Origin of the sequence: Micromonospora sp. DT53 (assembly GCF_049841535.1) — a bacterium.
Classification (GTDB): Bacteria; Actinomycetota; Actinomycetes; order Mycobacteriales; family Micromonosporaceae; genus Micromonospora.
In genome coordinates, this window is sequence record NZ_JBNCKM010000015.1 from 4,356 (window position 1) to 19,727 (window position 15,372).

12 protein-coding genes are annotated in these 15,372 nt (G+C 71.7%); 7 read left to right on the top strand and 5 right to left on the bottom strand.

Annotation, left to right across the window (positions count from 1 at the left end):
- Nucleotides 1-88 precede the first annotated feature (88 nt).
- The 4 genes from ACLQ3B_RS32615 to ACLQ3B_RS32630 all read right to left on the bottom strand — a co-directional run bounded on the left by ACLQ3B_RS32615 (nt 89) and on the right by ACLQ3B_RS32630 (nt 4,330).
- Nucleotides 89-1,159 (bottom strand): NADH:flavin oxidoreductase/NADH oxidase, encoded by a 1,071-nt coding sequence (locus tag ACLQ3B_RS32615; RefSeq protein ID WP_425784512.1) that lies wholly within the window; start codon nt 1,157-1,159, stop codon nt 89-91.
- A 68-nt stretch (nt 1,160-1,227) separates the two neighbouring features.
- The gene (locus tag ACLQ3B_RS32620; RefSeq protein ID WP_425784562.1) at nt 1,228-2,520 is read right to left on the bottom strand and encodes a dicarboxylate/amino acid:cation symporter; all 1,293 of its coding nucleotides are present in this window, start codon (nt 2,518-2,520) and stop codon (nt 1,228-1,230) included.
- A gap of 168 nt (nt 2,521-2,688) precedes the next feature.
- Nucleotides 2,689-3,372: a DUF998 domain-containing protein gene (locus ACLQ3B_RS32625; RefSeq protein WP_425784513.1), complete on the bottom strand. Its 684-nt coding sequence runs from the start codon at nt 3,370-3,372 to the stop codon at nt 2,689-2,691.
- Complete coding sequence (locus ACLQ3B_RS32630; protein ID WP_425784514.1) at nt 3,365-4,330, bottom strand: glutathione S-transferase family protein; 966 nt, start codon at nt 4,328-4,330, stop codon at nt 3,365-3,367. Before ACLQ3B_RS32630 ends, ACLQ3B_RS32625 begins: the two co-directional genes overlap by 8 nt.
- Before the next feature lie 105 nt (nt 4,331-4,435).
- Between ACLQ3B_RS32630 and pcaF the strand changes: the two genes are divergently transcribed.
- The 5 genes from pcaF to ACLQ3B_RS32655 all read left to right on the top strand — a co-directional run bounded on the left by pcaF (nt 4,436) and on the right by ACLQ3B_RS32655 (nt 11,297).
- Nucleotides 4,436-5,641 (top strand): 3-oxoadipyl-CoA thiolase, encoded by a 1,206-nt coding sequence (pcaF, locus tag ACLQ3B_RS32635; RefSeq protein WP_425784515.1) that lies wholly within the window; start codon nt 4,436-4,438, stop codon nt 5,639-5,641.
- A gap of 110 nt (nt 5,642-5,751) precedes the next feature.
- Nucleotides 5,752-6,564: an SAM-dependent methyltransferase gene (locus ACLQ3B_RS32640; protein WP_425784516.1), complete on the top strand. Its 813-nt coding sequence runs from the start codon at nt 5,752-5,754 to the stop codon at nt 6,562-6,564.
- A 4-nt stretch (nt 6,565-6,568) separates the two neighbouring features.
- On the top strand, nt 6,569-8,734 hold the full coding sequence (locus ACLQ3B_RS32645; RefSeq protein ID WP_425784517.1) for a putative bifunctional diguanylate cyclase/phosphodiesterase: 2,166 nt from the start codon (nt 6,569-6,571) through the stop codon (nt 8,732-8,734).
- Between the two features lie 100 nt (nt 8,735-8,834).
- The gene (locus ACLQ3B_RS32650; RefSeq protein WP_425784518.1) at nt 8,835-9,335 is read left to right on the top strand and encodes a DUF456 domain-containing protein; all 501 of its coding nucleotides are present in this window, start codon (nt 8,835-8,837) and stop codon (nt 9,333-9,335) included.
- A gap of 375 nt (nt 9,336-9,710) precedes the next feature.
- Nucleotides 9,711-11,297, top strand: coding sequence for an amino acid permease (locus ACLQ3B_RS32655; RefSeq protein ID WP_425784519.1), 1,587 nt, complete (start codon nt 9,711-9,713; stop codon nt 11,295-11,297).
- Here ACLQ3B_RS32655 and ACLQ3B_RS32660 read toward each other — a convergent pair whose 3' ends face one another.
- Complete coding sequence (locus ACLQ3B_RS32660; RefSeq protein WP_425784520.1) at nt 11,298-12,443, bottom strand: PQQ-dependent sugar dehydrogenase; 1,146 nt, start codon at nt 12,441-12,443, stop codon at nt 11,298-11,300.
- 91 nt (nt 12,444-12,534) lie between these two features.
- Here ACLQ3B_RS32660 and ACLQ3B_RS32665 point away from each other — a divergent pair, with 91 nt between their 5' ends.
- A complete protein-coding gene (locus tag ACLQ3B_RS32665; RefSeq protein ID WP_425784521.1) occupies nt 12,535-13,899 on the top strand; it encodes a glutamine synthetase family protein in 1,365 nt (454 codons plus the stop codon).
- Nucleotides 13,900-14,024: 125 nt separating this feature from the next.
- Complete coding sequence (locus ACLQ3B_RS32670; RefSeq protein ID WP_425784563.1) at nt 14,025-15,371, top strand: aldehyde dehydrogenase family protein; 1,347 nt, start codon at nt 14,025-14,027, stop codon at nt 15,369-15,371.
- The last annotated feature ends 1 nt before the right edge of the window (nt 15,372 follow it).

Consider the following 15,372-nt stretch of genomic DNA (forward strand, 5'->3'; position numbering starts at 1 on the left):
TGGGGGTGGGGGGGGCGGGGGGCCCGCGGGGGGGCGGGCCGGGGGGGGGGGCGGCGGCCGGCGGGGGCGCCCCCCGCCCGGCCCGGGATCAGGCGGCGCGGGCGTACTGGGCGGGCCCCGAGTACGCGACGCCGAGCTTCGCGGCGGCCCGGCGCGGCCAGTACGGGTCACGCAGCAACTCCCGCCCCAACAGCACCAGGTCCGCCTCGCCGCCGGCGATGATCTGCTCGGCGTGCTCGGGCTCCACGATGAGGCCCACCGCGCCGGTCGGCACGCCGGCCTCCCGGCGGATCTGGGCGGCCAGGGGCACCTGGTAGCCGGGGCCGAGGAGCGGGATGCGCTGGTCCACACTCACCCCACCGGAGGACGCGTCGACCAGGTCGACACCGACGCCGGCCAGCTCGCCGGCGAGCACCACGCTGTCGTCGATCGTCCAGCCGCCCTCGACCCAGTCGGTGGCGGAGATCCGGGTCAACACCGGCACGTCCTCGCCGACCGCCGCACGCACCGCGCGGGCCACCTCCAGGGTGAGTCGCATCCGGGCGGCCCGGTCGCCGCCGTACGAGTCGGTGCGGTGGTTGGTCAACGGCGAGAGGAACTCGTTGAGCAGGTAGCCGTGGGCGGCGTGGATCTCCACGGCGGCGAAGCCGGCGTCCAGCGCGCGTTCGGCGCCGGCCGCGAACGCCTCGACCACTCCGGCGATGCCGGCCTCGTCGAGGCTGGTCGGGGTCCGGTAGTTGGCGGTGAACGGCTCCGAGCCGGGGGCGACGGGCGTCCAGCCGCCCTCGGCGTCCGGCACGCCACCGCTCTCCGGCGCCCACGGCCGGTAGGTGGAGGCCTTGAAGCCGGCGTGCGCGAGTTGCACGGCCGGCACCGCGCCGTGGGCGGCGACGAACGCGGTCACCGGGCGCCAGGCGTCGACGTGCGCACCGGACCAGAGGCCGGTGTCCTGCGGGCTGATCCGCCCCTCGGGGAGTACGGCGGTCGCCTCGGTCAGCACCAGGCCGGCGCCGCCGACCGCGCGACTGCCGAGGTGGATGAGGTGCCAGTCGGTGGGCAGACCGTCGGGGCCGGCAGAGTACTGGCACATCGGTGCCATGGCGATCCGGTTGGGCACTGTGACCGCGCGCAGGGCCAGGGGAGTGAACAGGGAACTCATGGGGTCATCCTCTCCGACACGGCGACGGGCCCTCGGGGAGAGGGCCCGTCGCCGTACTGGTGAACCGATCAGGCAGGAACGGGGCTGAGCTCCGGCCGGGTGTCGACGACCGGCTCCGGCTCGGTCAGGTCACGCCGGCCGGCGGACTCGTACGCGGCGCGGTCGAGCGTGCCCTCGCGGGCGGCGACCACTGTCGGCACCAGGGCCTGACCCGCGACGTTGGTGGCGGTGCGGATCATGTCCAGGATCGGGTCGATGGCCAGCAGCAGGCCGGCGCCGGCCAGCGGCAGGCCCAGCGTGCTGAGGGTCAGGGTGAGCATCACGATCGCGCCGGTCAGGCCGGCGGTGGCCGCCGAGCCGACCACCGAGACGAAGGCGATCAGCAGGTAGTCGCCGATGCCGAGGTGCACGCCGAACACCTGGGCCACGAAGATCGCGGCGAGGGCCGGGTAGATGGCGGCGCAACCGTCCATCTTCGTGGTGGCGCCGAAGGGCACGGCGAACGAGGCGTACTCGCGGGGCACGCCGAGTCGCTCGACGGAGCGCTGGGTCACCGGCATGGTGCCGACCGACGAGCGGGACACGAAGCCCAGCTGGATGGCCGGCCAGGCGCCGGCGAAGAAGCGCAGCGGGTTGAGCCGGCCGGCGAGGACCAGCACCAGCGGGTAGACCACGAACAGCACGATGGCGCAGCCGACGTAGACGGCTGTGGTGAACTTCGCGAGGGGGGCCAGCAGGTCCCAGCCGTACGAGGCGACGGCGTTGCCGATGAGGCCGAGGGTGCCGATCGGGGCGAGCCGGATGACCCACCAGAGCGCCTTCTGGACGATCTCCAGCAGGGAGCGGTTCAGCGCCACGAACGGTTCGGCGGCGTCGCCGACCAGCAGGGCCGCGGCACCGATGACCACGGCGAGGAAGACGATCTGGAGGACGTTGCCCTCGACGAACGCGCCGACCGGGTTGGTGGGCACGATGCCGGTGAGGAAGTCGGTCCAGGAGCCGGTGTTCTTCGGCGGTGCGGCGCCACCCAGGTCGAGGGTCACGCCCCTGCCCGGGTTGGTGAGCAGGCCGAGGCCGATGCCGATGCTCACCGCGATCAGCGCGGTGATGCCGAACCACATCAGGGTCTTGAGGGCGAGCCGGGCGGCGTTGGCGACGCCGCGCAGGCTGACCACGCTGACCACGATGGCGGTGAAGACCAGCGGCGGCACGGCCAGCTTGAGCAGCTGGACGAAGAGGCTGCCGACGGTGTGCAGGGTGGTGGTCAGCCAGCTCACGTCGTTGGCGCGGGCCAGGAAGCCGAGCGCGACGCCGAGCACGAGGCCGAGCAGGATCTGCACGGAGAAGGGAATTTTGCGCAGGCTGAAGGGCATGGGGAGGTATCCAATTGTCCGGTCCGATCGGGGCAGGCGTAGGAACGCGGCTAGCCCGGACAGATGCCACTGGCCTGCAGTCGGAGATCGACATACAGGCGGACAGTGAGGCCCCAGACGTTGGTCATCGTTGGCCGACGCTACGCCGATTCCCGCTCAATGGAAGGACCGGGCGGCGTGAGGCTCCTTACAGAGGGCCAGGGCGGTGGCGGTGCTCAGGCCCCAGAGCGCCGCGAGGGCGAGGATCAGCCGTTCCAGCACACCCACAAGCGGGCCCCGGCCGACCACGAGCATCGCCAGCCCCACCGTGGCGCAGAGCGGCAGGGCCAGCGCGGCGGCCCCGCCGGCCAGCCGACGCACCGTCGGGCCGACCGGCCCGGAGACGGCAAGCGTGATCATGGCGAAGACCACCGCCGCGGTCGCCGCTACGCTTGCGCCGCCGTGCACAAGGTCCGCCGTCGTCGCGCGCTCGAACGGCGGCAACGGGCAGCCGTCGGAGCAGGTCACCGCCCCGGACACGGCGGTGAACACGGCCCCGATGGTGAGCAGCGCCGGGGCCGCCGCCCACACCCCGGGGGGCAGCGCCGCCCCGATCAGCAGCAACGCGCCGGCAAGGGCCAGGATCCCGATCCGGTACGCCGCCGCGTGGGCGCTGCCGGCGATGCCCGCCTCGCTGACGTACCCGGTGAGCCCTGGACCGGGACCGGCGACCACGGCGAGCGTCACCGCCACCGCCCCGCCCAGGGTGCAGCCGGCCGCGGCGGACCCGGCGGCCCGGCGGGCGGCGTCGCCGCGGGCTCTCGACACGGTCGGGGCGGCGGACCGACCCGGCTCAGCCACGCCCGTGCGGCGTGCGCCAGCCGGACTCGTCCGGCCCGAGTGGCACGATGCCGCTGGGATTGATCTCCCGGTGCGTGCCGTAGTAGTGCCGCTTGATGTGGTCGAAGTCCACCGTCTCGCCGAAACCCGGCGTCTGGAACAGGTCCCGGGCGTACGCCCAGAGCACCGGCATCTCGGTCAGTTTGTTGCGGTTGCACTTGAAGTGCCCGTGGTACGCGACGTCGAAGCGGACCAACGTGGTGAACAGCCGTACGTCGGCCTCGGTGATCGCGTCACCCATCAGGTAGCGCTGCCCGGCCAACCGCTCGGAGAGCACGTCCAGCCGAGCGAAGAGCGCCCGGAACGCCTCGTCGTACGCCTCCTGGGAGGTGGCGAACCCACACCGGTAGACGCCGTTGTTCACGTCGGCGTGGATCTCCGCCATCAGCGCGTCCATCTCGGGGCGCAGTGCCTCCGGGTAGAGGTCCGGTGCCCCCGCACGGTGCAGCGGCCGCCACTGCGTGGAGAAGTCGAGGGTGAGCTGCGGATAGTCGTTGGTGACCACCCGACCGGTCAGGGTGTCGACGAGCGCCGGCACGGTCACCCGGCCGGTGTAGTCGGGGTCGGTGGCCAGGTACGCCTCGGAGAGGAAACTCACGCCGAGGACCGGGTCGAAGCCGTCCGGGTCGAGGGCGAACGCCCAACCCCGCTCGTCCCGGATCGGGTCGACGGTGCCCAACGAGATCGCGTCGTCCAGCCCGAGTAGGCCGCGCACGATCCTCGCCCGGTGCGCCCACGGGCAGGCCCGGCACCAGATCAGCCGGTAACGGCCGGCCTCCAGCGGCCAGCGGTCCTGCTCGTCCGGGCCGCCGCCGGGCGGGGAGGTCGAGTCGGCGGTGACCCGACCGGTGAACCGGTTCGGCTGGCGGACGAACGCGCCACCGCCGCTGGTCTCTGCGCTGAACTGGGCCCGAGCCATGCCGTCAACCTATCCGCTGCCGGCGCGGATATCCTGGCGGCCGGCAGCCCTCGCGACCCGTTGGGCGTGCCCCACCCCCGCCGTCTGCACCCCTAAGGACTCGCGATGACCGTGGCATACCTGGTGGCCGGTGTCCGCACCCCGATCGGCCGGTACGCGGGCGCGCTGGCCGGTGTCCGCCCCGACGACCTCGCCGCCCACGTGATCCGTGAGCTGGTCGCCCGCCACCCGTCGGTGGACTGGGCGCGGGTCGACGATGTCGTGCTCGGCTGCGCCAACCAGGCCGGCGAGGACAACCGCAACGTGGCCCGGATGGCGGCGCTGCTCGCCGGCCTCCCCGAGGAGGTGCCGGGCAGCACCGTCAACCGGCTCTGCGGCTCGGGCCTGGACGCGCTCGCCACCGCCGCCCGATCCATCGTTGCCGGGGACGCCGAGCTGGTGATCGCCGGCGGCGTGGAGAGCATGAGCCGGGCGCCGTTCGTCATGCCGAAGGCGACGTCGGCGTACTCCCGCTCGGCCGAGGTGTACGACACCACGCTGGGCTGGCGGTTGGTGAACCCGTTGATGCGCGACGGGTGGGGGGTCGACTCGATGCCGGAGACGGCGGAGAACGTGGCCGCCGAGTACGGCGTCAGCCGGGCCGAGCAGGACGCCTTCGCGTACCGCTCGCAGCAGCGTGCGGCCAAGGCGCAGGCCGACGGGCGGTTCGCCGAGGAGATCGTGGCGGTGTCCGTGCCGGCCGGTCGTCGGGAGACCCGGCTGGTCGAGGTCGACGAGCACCCCCGGGAGACCACGCTTGCGAAGCTGGCCGCGCTGCCCACCCCGTTCCGCGACGGCGGCACGGTGACCGCCGGCAACTCCTCGGGCGTCAACGATGGCGCGGTCGCGCTGCTGGTGGCCAGCGAGGCGGCGGTTTCCCGGTACGGCCTGACCCCGCTGGCCCGGATCGTCGGTGCGGCGGCGGCCGGTGTGCCGCCCCGGATCATGGGGATCGGCCCGGTGCCGGCAACCCGCAAACTGCTCGACCGGGTCGGCGTCGACCTGGGCGCGGTGGACGTGGTGGAGCTGAACGAGGCGTTCGCCGCGCAGTCCGTGGCGGTGCTGCGTGAGCTGGGGCTGTCGGTGGACGCCGACCACGTCAACCCGAACGGTGGGGCCATCGCGCTGGGGCACCCGCTCGGCGCCAGCGGCGCCCGGCTGGCGCTGACCGCCGCCTTGGAGCTGCGCCGTCGCGGCGGCCGCCGGGCTCTGGCCACCATGTGCATCGGCGTTGGTCAAGGCATCTCGCTGTTGCTGGAGTCAGCCGCCTAGAGTGGTCCACACCACACGACCCGCGGGTCGACCGGTGCTCGCGCGTGCCCGCGGCACGTCCGTGCGTCGGCGCCGTCCCGCGCCGCGGCGAGAAACTGGGGAGCGCACTGATGCCGGACGGACTGCCGACCGAGATCGATCTGACCAGGCCGAGTGCGGCCCGGGTGTACGACTACTTTCTGGGTGGGGCGCACAACTTCGAGGTCGACCGGCAGTTGGCCGAGCAGATCGCCAGCATGACCCCGAATCTCGCCGCCACCATGCGTTCCGGCCGCGACTTCCTGCGCCGGGCCGTCCGGGTGCTGCTCGACGCCGGCATCGACCAGTTCCTCGACATCGGCTCCGGAATTCCCACCGTGGGCAACGTGCACGAGGTGGCGCAGGCGGTGAACCCCAAGGCCCGCGTGGTGTACGTCGACATCGACCCGGTGGCCGTCGCGCACAGCCGGGAGTTGCTCGCCGGCAACGAGCTGACCGGGGTCATCCACGCCGACCTGCGTGAGCCGGAGCGGATCCTCGCCGAGACCCGACAGCTCGGGCTGATCGACTTCAGTCGACCGATGGGCATCCTGTTGGCCGGGGTGGTGCACTTCGTCCCGGACGCCGACCGACCCGAAGCGATCCTGGCCACCCTGCGGGACGTCGCCGCGCCGGGCAGCTTCCTGGTCATCTCGCACTCCACCTTCGAGGACCAACCGCAGGAGATGCTGGACGCCCAGCGACTCTCCGCCCGCACCGCCACCGAGATCACCCTGCGCTCCCGCGCACAGGTCACCGGCTTCTTCGGCGACTGGACCGTCCTGGAACCAGGCGTGGTGCACATGCCGCTCTGGCGTCCCGACGCGCCGTCCGACGTGGACGAGCACCCGGAGCGGTTCGGCGCCTTCGGGGGCGTCGCCCGGTACGACCAGCCCGCCGGCTGATCCCGTGGCCGCCGTCCCGGACCCCGCCGGGGTGAATGCCGGTCGGGCCGACGCTCAGGGGTACGCCGCCGACTGGGCCCGCGCGGTGCGCCGTCTTGGTTTCGTGCCGCTCAGCGCGGCCGAGACCGAGCGGCTGCTGCTGGTGCACACGATCCGGCTGGCCCAGGCGGTACGCGCGGAGCCGTTCAGCGCCCGCCCGGCCGAAGAGGTCGGGCGGGCCCTGGTGGAGGGGCACCTCACCGAGCCGCAGGCCCTGGAGTGGACACTGCAGGCGCTCGGTGCGACCTTCGCGCGGCGGGTTCTGGGCGACGGTGACCGGCCGGCCGACCTCGCCGACCGGATCGCGGCGGTGCAAGGCGGCCTGGCCTCCGGGTTCGCCCGCGCGTTGCGCGACCGCACCTTCAGTCAGCAGGAACGGATCGCCCGGTCGGCCTGGCAGGCGCGCGACGAGGTCGAGCAGGCGCTGCGCGAGAGCGAGGCACGGTTCCGGGCGGTGTTCACCGGCGCCGCGATCGGGATCGGGATCGCCGGCGTCGACGGCCGGATCATCGATGTCAACCAGGCGTTCGCCGACATGCTCGGCTACTCGATCGAGGAGTTGCGCGAGATCAACGTGGCGACGCTGTTCCACGCCGACGATGCCGCCGGGATGTGGGAGCTCTACCAGGAGCTGATCGAGGGCAAGCGCGACGTGGCCCGGGTGGAGAAGCGCTACTACCGCAAGGACGGCACAGTGGTCTGGACGGATCTGGCCGTCTCGCTGATCCGACACGAGGGCCGGCCCCGCTTCACCGTCGCGATGATCGAGGACATCACCGAGCGGTACGAACTCCAGCAGCGGCTGCGCTTCCAGGCGCTGCACGACCCGCTGACCGGGCTGCCCAACCGGACGCTGTTCTTCGAGACGTTGGGACGGGTGCTCGACACCGCGACCGTCGGGCAGCGGGTCGGGGTGTGCTTCCTCGACCTGGACGGCTTCAAGGCGATCAACGACAGTCTCGGCCACGACCTCGGTGACCGGCTGCTGGTGATGATCGGCCGGAGGCTGGCCGCGTGTGTGGCCGACCACGGCCACCTGGTCGCCCGGATGGGGGGCGACGAGTTCGTGATCCTCGTCGACGGAGGGAACGACACCGACGACGCTGTCTCCGTCGCGGAGGCCGCGTTGGCCGCCGTCGCGGCCCCGGTCCACGTCGGTGAGCACCAGCTGGCCGTCTCGGCCAGTGTGGGCATCGTGCAGTGCCCCGTCTCGGAGACCAGCGCGTCCGAGCTGATGAAGGCCGCGGACACCACGCTCTACTGGGCCAAGGCGGCGGGCCGGGGCCGGTGGGCGGTCTACGACGCCGAGCGTGGCGCCCGGGACATCGCCCGCTCGGCGCTGGTCGCCGGGCTGCCCGCCGCACTGGACCGGGGCGAGTTCGTGCTGCACTACCAGCCGATCGTGTCGCTGCTGGAGGGCACCATGCTCGCGGTGGAGGCGCTGGTCCGTTGGGAGCACCCGGAGTTGGGCCTGATCGGGCCGGACCGGTTCATCGGCTTGGCCGAGGAGACCGGCCTGATCGTCCGGCTCGGCGAGTGGGTGCTGCGGCAGGCCTGCGCGGACGCCGAACGCTGGTGGCGGGAGTTCCCGCACGCCCGGCTGGTGGTCAGCGTCAACCTGGCCGCGCGGCAGGCCGACGAACCGGCCATCGTGGACACTGTCGCCGACGCGCTGCGGACCAGCGGGCTGCCCGCGGAGCTGCTCCAACTGGAGCTGACCGAGAGCGCCGTGATGGGCAGCGCCGGTGAGCCCCTGCGCAGCCTGCACCGGCTCGCCGCGCTCGGCGTCCGGCTGGCCGTGGACGACTTCGGCACCGGGTACTCCAACCTGGCGTACCTGCGCCGACTGCCGATCCACTGCCTGAAGCTCGCCGGTCCGTTCGTCGAGGGCATCCGCGCGGACGGCGCCGACGTGGCGGCCGACCACCGCGACGAACGGATCGTCGACGCGTTGGTCCGGTTGGCGCACGCGTTGGAGTTGTGGGTCACGGCCGAGGCGGTGGAGACCGACGTGCAGGCGGAACGGCTGCGGGCGCTGCGCTGCGACACCGGGCAGGGCCTGTACTTCGGGGCGCCGGCCCCGGCCGACGCGATCACCGCCCGGCTACGCGGGGACGGGGTGGCGGCGTGAGCGAGCACAGTGAGTAAACCAGCAGGCACGGCAGCGTGGCGGCGAAGCGGCGTGGGCGGGGACCGCTCAGGTCCGGCTGGTGGCGACGGAAGGTGACGGCGTGGACCTGACCGACTCGCAGGCGGTGGTGACAGTGGTGGCCGGGCTGGCCATCCTGGCCGGGTTGGCCGGTGTGGTGGTTCCCGGTCTGCCGGCACTGCCGCTGTGCTGGGGTGGCGTGCTGGTCTGGGCGATCTTCGGGGGCGCCGGCCTGGGTGGCTGGGCGGTGTTCGCCGCCGCCACCCTGGTCACCGCGGGTGGCACCGTGATCAAGTACGCGTGGCCGGGCCGGAACCTGAAGCGCACCGGCGTGCCCACGTCCACGCTGCTCGCCGGCGGGGTGCTCGGCATCATCGGGTTCTTCGTGGTGCCGGTCGTCGGGTTGGTGCTCGGTTTCGTGGCAGGCGTGTGGGCGGCGGAACGGCTGCGCCTGGGCAGCAACCAACTGGCGTGGCCGTCCACCGTGCAGGCGCTGAAGGCGGCCGGCCTGTCGATGCTCGTGGAGTTCCTGGCCGGCCTCCTGGTCGCAGCCCTCTGGGTAACCGGCCTCCTCCTCACCTGACCCACGCCCTCCTTCCGCGTTGATCAAGAGCTTTCGGTCAGCCGGGGCCGAAAATCTGACGCAAACCTCTTGATCACCGGGGGAGGGGCGTGGGGGGAGTGGGGGTGCGGGGGCGCGGGGCACTTTGGGTACGGCGGTAGGGCCGTTTGTGAGAGAGAGGCGTGCCCCGCGCCGCCTTGGTCGGGCGGTCCGAGCGCCCGGGGTGGGCCCTGATCGGGCCTGGTCACCGGTCCAGGATGCGGGCCGGGGTGGCCGGACGGCAACGCAATTAGCCCGTAGGCGGTGAGATTCCCACCGCCTACGTATTGACCGCCTTGATCGGCCGGGTCGACACTTTGCGCACTCGCACGCGGAACCACCTCAGGGAGGTGTGCAGTGGCCACGACGCCCGTGCCGACCGCCGAGCAACCGATGGACGACGACGCCCGACGGCTCGCTGAACTCGGCTACAAACAGGAGCTGCACCGCAAGTGGAGTGGCTTCTCCAACTTCGCCATCTCCTTCTCGATCATCTCGATCCTGGCCGGCTGCTTCACCACCTTCGGCCAGGCGTGGAACAACGGCGGGCCGGTCGCCATCTCCTGGGGCTGGCCACTGATCTCGCTGTTCATCCTGATCATCGGCTTCTGCATGGCGGAGCTGGTGTCGGCGTACCCCACCGCGGGCGGGATCTACTGGTGGGCGGCCACCATGGGCCGCCCGGTGCACGGCTGGTTCACCGGCTGGCTGAACCTGATCGGTCTGGTGGCGGTCACCGCCTCGGTCGACTACGGCTGCGCGACGTTTCTCAACCTCACCCTGTCGGCGCTCTTCGACGGCTGGGCCGGGACGCTGCGTCAGGCGTTCGTCCTCTTCGTGATCATCCTGGTGCTGCACGGGCTGATCAACATCTTCGGGCACCGGATCATCGACGTACTCCAGAACGTCTCGGTCTGGTGGCACGTGGCCGGCGCGGCCGTCGTGGTGGCCATCCTGGTGTTCGTGCCGGACAACCACCAGAGCTTCCAGTTCGTGTTCACCGAGCGGTTCAACAACTCCGGCTTCGGCGACGGTGACATCGGCGGGCTGACGTTCTGGTTCTACGTGCTGCCGCTGGGCTTCCTGCTGACCCAGTACACGATCACCGGCTTCGACGCCTGCGCGCACGTCTCGGAGGAGACCAGGGGAGCGTCGCAGGCCGCCGCGCGGGGGCTCTGGCAGTCGATCTTCTACTCGGCGGTCGGTGGTTGGATCCTGCTGCTGGCGTTCCTCTTCGCGGCCACCGACGTCGAGGCCGTCAACGCCGCGGGCGGCTTCTCCGGCGCGATCTTCGAGTCGGCGCTGACCCCGGTCTTCTTCAAGATCGTCATCATCATCTCCACCATCGGCCAGTTCTTCTGCGGCATGAGCTGCGTGACCTCGATGAGCCGCATGGCGTACGCGTTCAGCCGTGACCGGGCCGTACCCGGATGGCGGCTGTGGTCGAGGGTCGACCGCAACGGCACCCCGGTCAACGCGATCATCGGCGCCACCCTGGCCGGCCTGGTGCTGACCCTGCCAGCCCTCTACGAGAGCTCGGCCGGCATCCCGATCGCCTTCTACGCGGTCGTCTCCGTCGCGGTGCTCGGGCTCTACCTGTCGTTCCTCATCCCGATCGCGCTCCGGCTGCGGATGGGCGACCGGTTCGTCCCGGGGCCGTGGACGCTCGGGCGCAAGTACAAGCTGTTCGGCTGGATCGCGGTGATCGAGATCGCGGTCATCGCCGTCTACTTCGTGCTGCCGATCGTGCCCGCCGGGGTGCCCGGCAACGACGGGTTCACCTGGTCGGCGGTGAATTACGCGCCGCTCGCCGTGGGTGGGGTGCTGCTGGTGGTCGCCGTCTGGTGGTACGCCTCGGCGCGCAGGTGGTTCACCGGCCCGGTTCGTACCGTCGAGGAGCAGGCGGGCGAACCACGGCCGGCGGCGGTCGACGGACCGGACTGATCAGGGTTGCCCGGAGTCGGCGGCGTGGGATCCGGAACGACCGGCGGGCGGTGGTTGCCGCTCGCCGGTCGTGAACCGCAGGATGCGGTCGTCGACGGGTGTCGGTGTGCCGTTGTCGTCGCGATTGCTTGTGGTCACCCAGAGGGAGCCGTCCGGGGCCAACTCCACGGTACGAAGCCGGCCGTACACGCCCGTCAACTCGGCGGACGGAGTGCCGACCGTGCCGGCGGCGCTCACCGGCACGGCCCACAGTCGTGCCCCCCGCAGAGCGGCGACGAACAGGGTGCCGTTGGCGAAGGCGGCACCACTCGGCGACGCCTGCGCCGGGGGCCAGACGACCACCGGAGCACGGAACCTCGGGTCGTTGCTCGGGCCCTCCACGATCGGCCAGCCGTAGTTGCCGCCCCGGACGATGACGTTTACCTCGTCCCACATGGCCTGGCCGAACTCGGTGGCGAAGAGGCGACCCCGCGGGTCCCAGGCCAGCCCCTGGACGTTGCGGTGCCCGTAGCTGTAGATCGGCGAGCCGGGGAACGGGTTGTCCGCCGGGATGCCACCGTTCGGCCGGATCCGCAGGATCTTGCCGTTGCGGCTGGCCAGGCTCTGCGCGTTGGCGGGGACAGCGGCGTCACCGATACCGGCGTAGAGCAGCCCGTCCGGGCCGAAGGCGATCCGGCCACCGTTGTGTATCGACGCCCGGGTGAGCCCGCTGAGGATCACCTGCTGGGTCTGCGGCGCGCTGAGCCGGAAGCGCGTGATCCGGATGTCGGAGGCGGTGGTGAAGCAGACGTACACCCACCGGTCCCGCGGATAACGGGGGGAGACGGCCAGGCCGAGCAGGCCCCCCTCACCATCGGCGACCACCCCGGGGATCCGGGCGACAGGCACGGGCGGCCGACCTGGTCGTACCCGCACCACCGAGCCCTGGTCGCGCTGCGCCACGAGGGCGCTGCCGTCGGGGAGGAAGTCGAGCCCCCAGGGGACGTCGAGCCCCGTCGCGACGATCTCCGGGTCGGCGAACTGGAAACCCTCGGTGCCCGATGCGATGACCGGAGCGGGCGTGGGCCGCACCTCCGCCTCGGCGTGCACCGTCGTGCCCAGCCCGGTGACGAGGACGGCGACAGCCAGGATTGCTCGAAGGCGCATGACAGCTCCTCGCGTGGTTTGCCGCCGACCGGGTCGAGGGCATTGACGGTGATCCGGATTGCCAGTAGACCTTGGTGATGGAGGCCCTCTGATGAGCAGAACGCCGTTTTCGCTGGAAGAGTTGCGGGTCGCCGTCCAAGCCGGTGAGATCGACACCGTGGTGCTGGCCCTCGTCGACATGCAGGGCCGCTTGCAGGGCAAACGGTTCCACGCGCCGTTCTTCCTCGATCAGGTGGCCGAGCACGGCAGTGAGGGTTGCAACTACCTGCTCGCCGTGGACGTCGACATGAACACCGTCGACGGGTACGCGATGTCGAGTTGGGAACGCGGCTACGGCGACTTCGCGATGGTGCCGGACCTCGCCACGCTGCGCCGGATGCCCTGGCAGCCCGGCTCCGCGTTACTGCTGGCCGACCTGGCGTGGCTCGACGGCTCCGGTGACGTGGTCGCCTCGCCCCGGCAGATCCTGCGCCGGCAACTGGACCGGCTGGCCGAGCACGGGCTGACCGCGTACGCCGGCACCGAGTTGGAGTTCGTGCTGTTCCGCGACTCGTACGAGGATGCCTGGCGGCGCGGCTACCGTGACCTCACCCCGGCCAACCAGTACAACGTCGACTACTCGCTGCTCGGCACCGCCCGGGTGGAGCCCCTGCTGCGCCGGATCCGCACCGAGATGGCCGGCGCCGGCCTCACCCCGGAGAGCGCCAAGGGCGAGTGCAACCTCGGCCAGCACGAGATCGCGTTCCGGTACGACGAGGCGGTGGCCTGCGCGGATCACCACGTGATCTACAAGAACGGCGCGAAGGAGATCGCCGCCCAGGAGGGGATGGCGATCACCTTCATGGCCAAGCCGAACGAGCGTGAGGGCAACTCCTGCCACATCCACTTCTCGCTGCGGGACCGGTCGGGCTCGTCGGCCATGCTCGGCGACGGGCCGGCGCACCTGTCGTCGACCGGGCAGCGGGTGCTCGCCGGGTTGCTGGCCACCATGCGGGAGTTCAGTCTGCTCTTCGCCCCGAACATCAACTCCTACAAGCGGTACCAGCCGGGATCGTTCGCCCCGACCGCGCTGCGCTGGGGTGTGGACAACCGCACCTGCGCACTGCGGGTGGTCGGGCACGGGCAGGGCATGCGGGTGGAGAACCGGGTGCCCGGGGCCGACGTCAACCCGTACCTGGCGATCGCCGGGCTGGTCGCAGGTGCCCTGCACGGCATCGACGGTGAGTTGGAGTTGGGCGACGAGTGCACCGGCAACGCGTACGACGACCCGGAGGCCGAGCGGGTTCCGGGCACCCTGCGCGACGCCCTGGCCCTCTGGGAGGGGTCCACGGCAGCCCAGGAGGCGTTCGGCCCCGAAGTGGTGGCCCACTACGCCAACCAGGCAAAGGTCGAGCTGGCGGCCTTCGATGCCGCGGTAACGGACTGGGAGCTGACCCGTGGCTTCGAACGCCTCTAACCCCCCACCCCTCGCCGGGTCGATCATGGGCTTGTGGTGGGCGGAAAGTCGGGTGAGGCGGCTTTTGTGGGGCAGCACAACTCCATGATCGACTGGGATATCGAGGGGCGGGGCCTGTGACGGTTTTGGTGGATCCGGCTTCCGGGGTGGGGTTTCGGGAGGTTGCCGGGGCCTCGATTGAGGACGTGGACGCGGCCATCTCGCGGGCAGCCGCCACCTTCGAGACCTGGCGTCTGGTGGGGGCGGGGGATCGGGCTCGGCTGCTGCGGCGGTTCGCCGCCGTTGTCGACGCGCACCTGGAGGAGCTGGCCCTGCTGGAGGTGCGCAACTCCGGGCACACCATCGGTAACGCCCGGTGGGAGGCCGGCAACGTCCGCGACGTCCTGGACTACTACGCCGGTGCGCCCGAGCGGTTGACCGGGCGACAGATCCCGGTGCCGGGCGGGTTGGACGTCACCTTCCACGAGCCACTCGGTGTGGTCGGCGTGATCGTGCCCTGGAACTTCCCGATGCCGATCGCCGGCTGGGGCTTCGTCCCGGCGCTCGCCGCCGGCAACACGGTGGTGCTCAAGCCCGCCGAACTGACCCCGCTCACCGCGCTGCGCCTGGCCGAGCTGGCCCGCGAGGCGGGCCTGCCCGACGGCGTCTTCACAGTCGTCCCCGGCCAGGGCTCGGTGGTGGGGGAGCGGTTCGTCAGCCACCCGGCGGTCCGCAAGATCTGCTTCACCGGCTCCACCGAGGTCGGCACCCGGATCATGGCCGGCTGCGCCGCCCAGGTGAAGCGACTCACCCTGGAGTTGGGCGGCAAGAGCGCGAACATCGTGTTCGCCGACGCCGACCTGGAACGCGCCGCCGCTACCGCGCCGGGCGCGGTCTTCGACAACGCCGGCCAGGACTGCTGCGCACGGTCGCGGATCCTGGTCCAGCGTTCGGTGTACGACCGGTTCCTGGAACTGCTCGAACCGGCGGTACGCGCGGTACGCGTCGAGGACCCGTCCCGCGACACCGCCGACATGGGCCCGCTGATCTCCGAGGCCCAGCGGGACCGGGTCGCCGGCTACCTGACCGGGGCGACAGTGGCCTTCACCGGCTCCTGCCCTGACGGCCCCGGGTTCTGGCACGCGCCCACGGTGCTGCTGGCCGATTCGCCGGCCGACCGGCACTGGCGGGAGGAGATCTTCGGCCCGGTGGTCTCGGTGCTCCCGTTCGACGACGAGGCGGACGCGGTCCGGCTCGCCAACGACACCGAGTACGGCCTCTCCGGCTCGATCTGGACGCGGGACGTGGGGCGGGCCCTGCGCCTGGCGCGCGCCGTCGACGCGGGCAACCTCAGCGTCAACTCGCACTCCTCGGTGCGCTACTGGACCCCGTTCGGCGGGATGAAACGATCCGGGCTCGGCCGTGAGCTGGGCCCGGACGCGTTGCACTCCTTCACCGACGTCAAAAACGTGTTCGTCTCGACAGAGGAGTGAC

Excerpts from the sequence above, each read along its gene's own strand:
- ACLQ3B_RS32615 (WP_425784512.1), bottom strand. The coding sequence starts at position 1,159 with ATGAGTTCCCTGTTCACTCCCCTGGCCCTGCGCGCGGTCACAGTGCCC.
- ACLQ3B_RS32665 (WP_425784521.1), top strand. The coding sequence starts at position 12,535 with ATGAGCAGAACGCCGTTTTCGCTGGAAGAGTTGCGGGTCGCCGTCCAA.
- ACLQ3B_RS32660 (WP_425784520.1), bottom strand. The coding sequence starts at position 12,443 with ATGCGCCTTCGAGCAATCCTGGCTGTCGCCGTCCTCGTCACCGGGCTG.
- ACLQ3B_RS32640 (WP_425784516.1), top strand. The coding sequence starts at position 5,752 with ATGCCGGACGGACTGCCGACCGAGATCGATCTGACCAGGCCGAGTGCG.
- pcaF (WP_425784515.1), top strand. The coding sequence starts at position 4,436 with ATGACCGTGGCATACCTGGTGGCCGGTGTCCGCACCCCGATCGGCCGG.
- ACLQ3B_RS32630 (WP_425784514.1), bottom strand. The coding sequence starts at position 4,330 with ATGGCTCGGGCCCAGTTCAGCGCAGAGACCAGCGGCGGTGGCGCGTTC.